This is a genomic window from Agromyces kandeliae (assembly GCF_009674665.1).
Lineage (GTDB): Bacteria > Actinomycetota > Actinomycetes > Actinomycetales > Microbacteriaceae > Agromyces > Agromyces kandeliae.
Window position 1 is genome coordinate 155,374 of record NZ_WKJD01000019.1, and the last position, 9,001, is coordinate 164,374.

Genomic DNA, 9,001 nt, shown 5'->3' on the forward strand with positions numbered 1-9,001 from the left:
CGCTGCTCCCTACAACCGGGCGGCGTGGATCGCGCTCACGAGGATCGCGCGCGCACCCAGCTCGTACAGGGCGTCCATGACGTGGTTCGTCTCGACCCGCGGGATCATCACGCGGACGGCGACCCACTCGGGATCGTGCAACGGGGAGACCGTCGGCGACTCGAACCCGGGCGCCGCGGCGGTCGCCGCCTCGAGCTTCGCGACGGGCACGTCGTAGTCGACGAGGACGTACTGCCGGGCGACGAGGACGCCCTGCAGTCGCCGCACGAGGGTCTGCGTGCCCGGCCGCTCCACGCCGGATCCGATGAGCACGGCCTCGGAGTCGAGGATCACCGGGCCGAAGATGTCGAGGCCCGCCTTCCGCAGCGTCGAGCCCGTCGAGACGACGTCGGCGACGGCGTCGGCCACTCCGAGCCGAACGGCCGACTCGACCGCGCCGTCGAGCTTGACGAGCTTGGCCGTCACGCCGTGGCGGGCGAGGAAGTCGCCGACGAGACCGGGATAGCTGGTCGCGACGCGAACGTCCTCGAGGTCGGCCAGCTCGGCGTACGCGCCGGGCGGGCCCGCGAACCGGAAGGTCGAGTCGCCGAAGCCGAGCGGAGCGATCTCGACGGCCTCGGAGCCGGAGTCGAGCAGCAGGTCGCGGCCGGTGATGCCGACGTCGAGTGCACCGGACCCCACGTAGGTCGCGATGTCGCGGGGGCGGAGGTAGAAGAACTCGACCCCGTTGCGGGGGTCGGCGACCACGAGTTCGCGCGAGTCCCTGCGGCCGGTGTACCCGGCCTCGTGGAGCATCTGCGCGGCGGTCTCGGAGAGCGAGCCCTTGTTGGGCACGGCGATTCGGAGCATTCCCTGGCTTTCGTGTCGACGGAACTGATCTGCGGGCATGGCGTGATCAGAGATGTCGGTACACGTCGGCCGGCGCGAGCCCCTTCGCGAGCATCAGCACCTGCAGGTGGTACAGGAGCTGCGAGATCTCCTCAGCGGTCTCGTCGTCGCCCTGGTACTCGGCGGCCATCCAGACCTCGGCCGCCTCCTCGACGATCTTCTTGCCGATGGCGTGCACGCCGGCGTCGAGCTGTCGAACCGTGCCGCTGCCCTCGGGGCGGGTGCGGGCCTTGTCCTGGAGCTCGACGAAGAGGTCGTCGAAGGTCTTCACCCGTCAAGACTAGCGGGGTCGCGCCGTGGCTCGTGGCGGTGTGACGCGACGGCGGCCCGGAGCTCGGCGATCCGCTCCCCCGGGACGCCTCGGAAGACGGCGGACCCCGCGACGAACGTGTCGGCGCCGGCCTCCGCGGCGAGCCCGATCGTGTCGACGGTGATGCCGCCGTCGACCTGGAGCCAGACGTCGAGCCCGGCCGCGGCCACCGCATCCGAGACGCGGCGGAGCTTCGGCATCGTCTCGGCGATGAACGACTGCCCGCCGAACCCCGGCTCGACGGTCATGATGAGGACCTGGTCGAACTCGGGCAGGAGGTCGAGGTAGGGCGCGGCATCCGTGCCGGGCTTGAGCGCGATGCCCGCGCGCGCGCCGATCCGGCGCAAGTGTCGCGCGAGCGCGACGGGCTCGTTCACGGCCTCGGCGTGGAAGGTCACCGACGCCGCGCCCGCCTCGGCGTAGCCGGGCGCCCAGCGGTCGGGGTCGTCGATCATGAGGTGCACGTCGAGCGGGATCGGACTCACCTGCTGCAGCCGCTCGACCATGGGCAGGCCGAAGGTGAGGTTCGGCACGAAGTGGTTGTCCATGATGTCCACGTGCACGAGGTCGGCGGTCGTGATCCGCCCGAGTTCCCGCTCGAGGTTCGCGAAATCGGCCGCGAGGATGCTCGGGTTGATGCGCGTCGCCATGCCGCAACCCTACCGGCGAGCAGGCCGACTCAGCGCTTGCGCACGAGCGCGATGAACATCGCGTCGGTGCCGTGCCGGTGCGGCCACAGCTGCACCGCCCGGTCGTCGCCTGCGAGGTCGAGCGGATGGCGCGCCAGACCCTGCACGACGGCTGCGGTGTCGAGCGCCTCCGCGGCGTCGCCCCATCGATCGAGCGCGCGGCCGAGCGTGCCGTGGGTCTCGGCCGTGTGCGGCGAGCAGGTCACGTACGCGAGCACACCTCCGGGCGCGAGGGCTGCGAAGGCGGCATCCGCCAGTTCGCCCTGCAGCCGGGTGAGCTCGGCGACGTCCGTCGGGGACTTGCGCCACCGCGCCTCGGGGCGGCGGCGCAGTGCCCCGAGCCCCGTGCAGGGCGCGTCGAGGAGGATGCGGTCGTATCCGCGGTCCGCACCGGATGCGGGCGGGTCGATCTCGCGGCCGTCGCCGACGACGACGGGAACCTCGAGCGGGACCGGCGCGACGGCCCTGCGGACGAGTTCGGCCCGCGCCGGCACGACCTCGTTCGCGACCAGCGACGCGCCACCCGCGAGCGCCTCGGCGGCCAGCAGCGCGGTCTTGCCGCCCGGTCCCGAGCAGAGGTCGAGCCAGCGTTCGCCGGGGCGCACCGGGTCGACCCGGCTCAGTGCGAGCGCCGCGATCTGCGATCCCTCGTCCTGCACTCGCACACGGCCCTCGTGCGCGGCGACGAGCGCGAACGGCGCATCGGCGGTCAGCCCCACCGGTGAGTACCGGTCGCGCTCGCCGAGGCTCGCGGCATCGTCGACGAGGCCCGGCAGGGCGACGAGGTTCACCCGCGGCGACGCATTGTCGGCCTCGAGGAGCTCGAGCAGTTCGTCGCCCCGGCCCTCGCGCTCGAGCGCGGCGCGGAGCGCCCGCACGATCCAGACCGGGTGCGAGTGCATCGCCGCCAGCGCCTCGTCGCGCGAGCCGGCCTCGTCAGCGACCAGGTCGAGCCACTCCGCCGGTTCGCGCCGCGACACGGTGCGGAGCACGGCGTTCACGAAGCCCGCGGCCGACGGCGCGACCCGACGCACGAGCGCCACCGACTCGTTCACCGCCGCGTGCGTCGGCACCCTGGTGGCGAGCAGCTGGTGCGCACCGAGGCGCAGCACGTCGAGCACCGGGGGGTCGATCGCGGCGACGTCGCGGCCCGCGGCGAGGGCGATGACGGCGTCGTACCGACCGAGCAGGCGCAGCGTGCCGTAGGTCAGCTCGGTCGCGAGCGCGGCGTCCGCCGCGCTCAGCCGCGCGCGCTCGATCCTGGTCGGCAGCAGGAGGTTCGCGTAGGCGTCGGAATCCCGGACCGCGGCGACGACGTCGTAGGCCACCAGGCGTGCCGGCGAGACCCGCTCGGGCCGAGGACGGCCGCCGCCGCGACGATCCGAGCCTCGTCCCCCGCCTCGCCCGGCGCGCTCCGACCGCCCGGAGCGGCCGCTCCCCGACGTCGTCCCGCTCATCGCGCGTCCGCCCGCTCGACGCCCAGGCCGCGCCACCAGTCGGCCGCCGGCATGGCGCTGCGCCCGGCGGGCTGCACGCGCCGCAGCTCCATCGCGCCGTCGGCCGTGCCCGCGAGCAGTCGCTTGCGGTCGAGCCGGAGCTCGCCCGGCCCGAGTCGCGGCGCCTCGGCCGCGTCCGGCGCCGGCGCGGCGTCGAGGACCTTCAGTCGCGTGCCGTCGACCTCGGTGTGCGCGCCGGGCTCGGGCGTCACGCCACGGATGCGGGCGTCGATCTCGGCGGTCGAGCGGGTCCAGTCGATCCGTCCGTCCTCGATCCCGAGCTTCGGCGCGAAGGATGGCTCGCCCGCCTGCGGGGTCGCGATGGCGGTGCCGGCAGCGATCGCGTCCACGACCTCGAGCACGAGCCCCGCCTCGGTCGCGGCGAGCGATTCGAGCGCCGCACCGGCCGTCTCGCCCGGGTCGAGCGGACGCGTGCGGGACGCGTAGACGTCACCCGCATCGAGCTCGGGCACGAGCCGGAACACGCTGGCGCCGAGCTCGGCGTCGCCGGCGATGATCGCGCGCTGCACGGGTGCGGCCCCCCGCCAGGCGGGCAGTGCCGAGAAGTGCAGGTTGATCCAGCCGTGCGCCGGCGTGGAGAGCAGCGGCTCGCGCACCAGGCCCCCGTAGGCGACGACGACGCCGAGGTCGGGTCGGAGCGCCGCGATGCGCTCGGTCGCCTCGGTGTCGAGCCGAGCGGCGTCGATCACCGGGATCCCGAGGCGCGCGGCGGCCTCCGCGACCGGCGAGGGCGTCAGCACGCGCTTGCGGCCGAGCGGGGCGGGCGGCCGCGTCACGACGCCGACCACCTCGTGGTCGGATGCGTGGAGTCGTTCGAGGGTGGGCACGGCGACGGCGGGGGTTCCAGCGAACACGATCCGGAGGTGGGGCACACCCCATTGTCCCAGTGTCACGGGAGGTCGGGGTCGTCCATCCGGACGCGGACCACCGGCGGCCGACCGGGCCGGCGCCCCGCGACCGGTCGCCGACGCTCGGTCGCGGCGCGGATCGCCTCGCCCTTCAGCCGCTGCGCCACCTCGGCGCCCGCGCCGTAGCCGAATCGCACGATCGCCCGCTCGAGTCCCTCTTCGATCGGGGTCGGACCGAGCACGTCGACGCCGTCGATCGCTCCCGTGCGTTCGAGCGCCGCGGCGAGGCGGTCGTGCGCGGACACCACGGACGCCATCCGCACCGCGGGAGGGAACCGCAGCGTGCGACGCGTCTCGAGCTCCTCGGCCGCCCACGCGGCCTGGCGCCACGTCGCGAGCGCGGTGCCGAGTGCCCCTCCGACGCCGACGAGGAAGACGGGCGACCCGGGTGCCGCGAGCGCGGCGGCATTCGACCACCATCGAAGGCAGTCCTCGGCGACGCGGAGCGACTCGCGGAGGAGCATCCGCTCGCCGTCCAGCAGCAGGACGGCGCGGTACCCGCCGTCGGCGATCGGCTCGGCGCCGCGCGTGGCCACGACGAGCTGCGGCTCGGCGCGGACGCGGAGGAGCGGTCGGTCGCCGTCGGAGACGACGACGCGGGATCGCGGGAACGCGCGGCCGAGCTCCTCGGCGGTGCGGGTCGCTCCGACGACGGCAGCGCGGAGCTTCGTGCCGTCGCACACACCGCACCGCCACGCCGTCGCCGCCGTGCCGCACAGCACGCAGGCCGCCGCACCGCCCGCGCGGGGCACCACGAGCGCGCCCGAGCAGGTCGAGCACCGCGCGGGCTCCCTGCAGCGGTCGCACACGAGCATCGGGGTGTGCCCGGGTCTCGCGACCTGCACGAGCACCGGACCCTCCGCGACCGCGGCCTGCGCCTCGCGCCACGCCGCGGACGGGATCCGCGCGCCGCCGCTCTCGGGGGCCGCCTGCTGCTCGGTGAGCACGACCCGCGGACGCCCGCCCCGCCGCAGCGGGACGTCGTGGACCCAGCCGAGCTCGACGAGGCGCTGCACCTCGACGCTCCGGCTGTGGGCGACGAAGAGCAGCGCGGCCTCGGACTGCTCCTGCCGGATGAGCGCCGCATCGCGACTGTGGACGCCGGGTGCGAGCGGCTCGGAGTGCAGGCCGTCCCCGTCGTCGACGACCACGATGAGCCCCAGTCGCGCGGCCGGCGCGTAGACGGTCGACCGGTTGCCGATGACGACCCGTGCGGCGTCGGCGGTGGCGTCGAGGAACGCGCGGTACCGCGCTGGCCCGGTCTGCCGCGCGTCGGTCCGCACGACCCGGCGTGGATCGACGGACTCGGCCAGCGCGGACTCGAGCTGCTCCTGATCGCGGTAGTCCGGCACCGCGACCACCGTCGAGCGGTCGTGGGCGAGCGCGTGCGCGGCCGCCTGCGCGACCGTGCGCGCCCAGCCTCCGACCCAGGCCCCCGAGTCGAGCCGCACCGGCCGGGCGTCGGCGGCCAGCGACATCCGCTCGCCCGCCGCGATGCCCTGTTGGACGCGGCCCGGCGCGTATCCGTCGATCGGGGCCGGCGTCTCCGGCAGCGGGCCGGGATCGGACTCGGCGGAACGCCACGCCTTCTCCGCGCGGACGTAGCGCGGGGGGATCGCGATCCGCAGGATGTCGCTCGCGTTGCCCGCCGCCCGGTCGGCCGCCGCACGCGCGAGCCGCCACACCTCGGGCATGAGCGCCGGGACCTCGGAGACGACGTCGTCGACCTCGCTCAACTCGCCGCGGTACTCCGACCGCTCGGCGAGCTCGACGATCCAGCCCTGGGCGATGCGCCCGCCCGACCGCAGCGGCACGCGCACCCTGACGCCGCGCAGCGCGGCATGCGCGAGTCGCTCCGGGATGCGGTAGTCGAACAGCTGGTCGAGCTGCGGCAGCGGCGAGTCCACCAGGACGCGTGCCACCGGCAGGTCGGTCACCTCGGCGCCCGCCTGTCGCGTCAGAGCCCGGCGGCCGCGCGGAGGTCGTCGACGCGGTCGAGCCGCTCCCACGTGAACTCGGGCAGCTCGCGGCCGAAGTGGCCGTACGTCGCCGTCTTCGCGTAGATGGGACGGAGCAGGTCGAGGTCGCGGATGATCGCGGCCGGCCGCAGGTCGAACACCTCCCGGATCGCCTCGGTGATGCGCTCCTCCGGCAGGTGGCCCGTGCCGAACGTCTCGACGTAGAGTCCGACGGGCGCCGCCGCGCCGATGGCGTAGGCGACCTGCAGCTCGAGCCGATCGGCGAGGCCGGCGGCGACGGCGTTCTTGGCGACCCAGCGCATCGCGTAGGCCGCCGAGCGGTCCACCTTCGACGGGTCCTTGCCGCTGAACGCACCGCCGCCGTGCCGGCTCGCGCCGCCGTACGTGTCGATGATGATCTTGCGACCGGTGAGCCCGGCATCGCCCTGCGGACCGCCGATCTCGAATCGGCCGGTCGGGTTGATGAGGACCCGGAGGTCGGGCCGCGCGAGCTCGACGCGGTCGAGCGTTGGCCGGATCACGAGCTCCTCGACCTCGGCGCGGAGCTGCTCGGTGGACACCTTCGGCGAGTGCTGCGTGGACAGCACGACGGTCTCGATCGTCCGCGCCACCTGACCCTCGTAGCCGACCGTGACCTGCGTCTTGCCGTCGGGTCGGAGGTAGTCGAGCTCGCCCTGCTTCCGGACCTCGGCGAGCCGCTCGGCGAGGCGGTGCGCGACCCAGATCGGCACGGGCATGAGCTCCGGGGTCTCGCGCACGGCGTAGCCGAACATGATGCCCTGGTCGCCCGCACCCTGGCGGTCGAGCTCGTCGAGGCTCGCACGCTCGCGCGTCTCGAAGGCGTCGTCGACGCCCTGCGCGATGTCGGGCGACTGGCCGCCGATCGAGACCGACACGCCGCACGAGCGACCGTCGAACCACACGTCGGACGAGTCGTAGCCGATGGAGGTGATCCGGTCGCGCACGATCGCGGGAATCTCGACGTACCCCTCGGTCGAGACCTCGCCGGCGACGTGCACGAGGCCCGTCGTCACGAGCGTCTCGACGGCGACGCGCGCCGTCGGGTCGACCGTCATCAGGGCGTCGAGGATCGCGTCCGAGACCTGGTCGCAGATCTTGTCCGGGTGGCCCTCGGTGACGGACTCGGAGGTGAACTGGCGCAGTGCGCTCATCTGGGGTGGGTGTCCTTCGTGGTGGGCTCGGCGCCGTACGCGATCCGTGCGGCGATGGCATCGAGGATGGCGTGCGCCACCGACATCTTGGTGCCGGATGCCTCGGCCGTGACGGTGTCGTCTGCGCCGATCACGCTCACGGCGTTCTCGTCGGCGGCGAAGCCGTGGTTCCAGCCGACGCGGTTGACGACGAGCAGGTCGGCCCCCTTGGCGCGACGCTTCGCCCGCCCGAGTTCGAGCAGGCGGCTCGGGTCGGACTCGGTCTCCGCGGCGAAGCCGACGAGCACCGTGCCGTCGTGCGGCGCGGCGCCGAGGCCCGCGAGGATGTCGGGGTTGCGGACCAGCTCGATCGACATGTGCTCCTGGCCGTCGACCTTCTTGATCTTCACGTCGCTCACGTCCGCCGGGCGGAAGTCGGCGACCGCGGCGGCCATCACGACGACGTCGGCGTCGCCGGCCGCGGAGGTCACGGCCTGCTGCAGCTCGAGTGCGGTCGAGACGGGCACCACGCGGCATCCGCCGGGCGACGCGACCTCGAGGTTCGCGCCGATGAGCGTCACCTCGGCGCCGCGAGCGGCCGCCGCCTCGGCGATCGCCACGCCCTGCTTGCCGCTCGATCGGTTGCCCAGGAAGCGCACCGGGTCCAGGGGTTCGCGCGTTCCGCCGGCGGTCACGACGACCCGACGACCGGCGAAGTCGCGCGCGTCGGCGTCGAGGCCGTGCCGAGCGGCGACCTCGAGGGCCGCCGCGACGATGACGTCGGGTTCCTCGAGCCGGCCGGGGCCGCTGTCGGCACCGGTGAGCTGTCCGACCGCGGGGCCGACGATCGTGACGCCGCGGTCGCGGAGCGTCGCGATGTTCGCCTGCGTGGCGGGATGCCGCCACATCTCGGTGTGCATCGCCGGCGCGACCACCACCGGCGCCTCGCTCGCGAGCACCGTGTTGCCGAGCAGGTCGTCGGCCAGGCCCGTGGCGAGCTTCGCGATGGAGTTCGCCGTCGCGGGCGCGATCACGATGAGGTCGGCCGCCTGGCCGATCGCGACGTGACGCACCTCGGCCACGCCCTCGAAGAGGTCGACGTGGACCGGGTTCCGCGAGATGGCCTCGAGCGTCGGGCGCCCGACGAACCGCAGCGCCGACTCGGTCGGCACGACGTGCACGTCGTGGCCCGCGAGGACCAGCGAGCGCACCACCGACACGGCCTTGTACGCCGCGATGCCGCCGGTGATGCCGACGACGATGTTCAGCGGCATCCGGGGCCTGCCGGCTACTCGCCGATCGGGCGGAGGCGCAGCTTGTCCTCGTTGACCTCGTGGAGTGCGACCGACAGGGGCTTGTCGTCGATCGACGAGTCGACCAGCGGGCCGACGTTGTCGAACAGGCTGCCCTCGTGCAGGTCGGCGTAGTAGTCGTTGATCTGGCGCGCCCGCTTGGAGGCGAAGATGACCAGCTGGTACTTCGAGTCGACCTTCGACAGCAGGTCGTCGATCGGCGGGTCGATGATGCCGGACAGCTTCTCAGCCATGGAGAGACTCCTT

General features: G+C 74.0%; 9 protein-coding genes. All 9 read right to left on the reverse strand.

Annotated elements, in window-relative coordinates:
* Positions 1 to 9 precede the first annotated feature (9 nt).
* Genes hisG through rpoZ form a run of 9 tightly spaced genes read right to left on the reverse strand, consistent with a single transcriptional unit; the run spans position 10 to position 8,988 of the window.
* Positions 10 to 849 (reverse strand): ATP phosphoribosyltransferase, encoded by an 840-nt coding sequence (gene hisG, locus GJR97_RS14650; RefSeq protein ID WP_154347525.1) that lies wholly within the window; start codon positions 847 to 849, stop codon positions 10 to 12.
* Between the two features lie 46 nt (positions 850 to 895).
* Complete coding sequence (locus tag GJR97_RS14655; protein ID WP_324613541.1) at positions 896 to 1,159, reverse strand: phosphoribosyl-ATP diphosphatase; 264 nt, start codon at positions 1,157 to 1,159, stop codon at positions 896 to 898.
* On the reverse strand, positions 1,156 to 1,848 hold the full coding sequence (gene rpe / locus GJR97_RS14660; RefSeq protein WP_154347526.1) for a ribulose-phosphate 3-epimerase: 693 nt from the start codon (positions 1,846 to 1,848) through the stop codon (positions 1,156 to 1,158). Before rpe ends, GJR97_RS14655 begins: the two co-directional genes overlap by 4 nt.
* A 29-nt stretch (positions 1,849 to 1,877) precedes the next feature.
* Positions 1,878 to 3,344 carry an RsmB/NOP family class I SAM-dependent RNA methyltransferase gene (locus tag GJR97_RS14665; protein ID WP_154347527.1) on the reverse strand — a complete coding sequence of 489 codons (1,467 nt, stop codon included), beginning with the start codon at positions 3,342 to 3,344 and terminating at the stop codon, positions 1,878 to 1,880.
* Positions 3,341 to 4,258 carry a methionyl-tRNA formyltransferase gene (gene fmt / locus GJR97_RS14670; protein WP_324613542.1) on the reverse strand — a complete coding sequence of 306 codons (918 nt, stop codon included), beginning with the start codon at positions 4,256 to 4,258 and terminating at the stop codon, positions 3,341 to 3,343. The genes GJR97_RS14665 and fmt overlap by 4 nt, the downstream gene beginning before the upstream one ends.
* Positions 4,259 to 4,293: 35 nt before the next feature.
* Complete coding sequence (locus GJR97_RS14675) at positions 4,294 to 6,249, reverse strand: primosomal protein N' family DNA-binding protein (RefSeq protein ID WP_324613543.1); 1,956 nt, start codon at positions 6,247 to 6,249, stop codon at positions 4,294 to 4,296.
* Positions 6,250 to 6,269: 20 nt separating this feature from the next.
* The gene (gene metK / locus GJR97_RS14680) at positions 6,270 to 7,463 is read right to left on the reverse strand and encodes a methionine adenosyltransferase (protein WP_154347528.1); all 1,194 of its coding nucleotides are present in this window, start codon (positions 7,461 to 7,463) and stop codon (positions 6,270 to 6,272) included.
* Positions 7,460 to 8,716, reverse strand: a complete 1,257-nt coding sequence (gene coaBC / locus GJR97_RS14685; protein WP_195760728.1) for a bifunctional phosphopantothenoylcysteine decarboxylase/phosphopantothenate--cysteine ligase CoaBC — start codon at positions 8,714 to 8,716, stop codon at positions 7,460 to 7,462. Before coaBC ends, metK begins: the two co-directional genes overlap by 4 nt.
* A gap of 14 nt (positions 8,717 to 8,730) precedes the next feature.
* Positions 8,731 to 8,988: a DNA-directed RNA polymerase subunit omega gene (gene rpoZ / locus GJR97_RS14690; RefSeq protein ID WP_092669843.1), complete on the reverse strand. Its 258-nt coding sequence runs from the start codon at positions 8,986 to 8,988 to the stop codon at positions 8,731 to 8,733.
* Between the last annotated feature and the right edge of the window lie 13 nt (positions 8,989 to 9,001).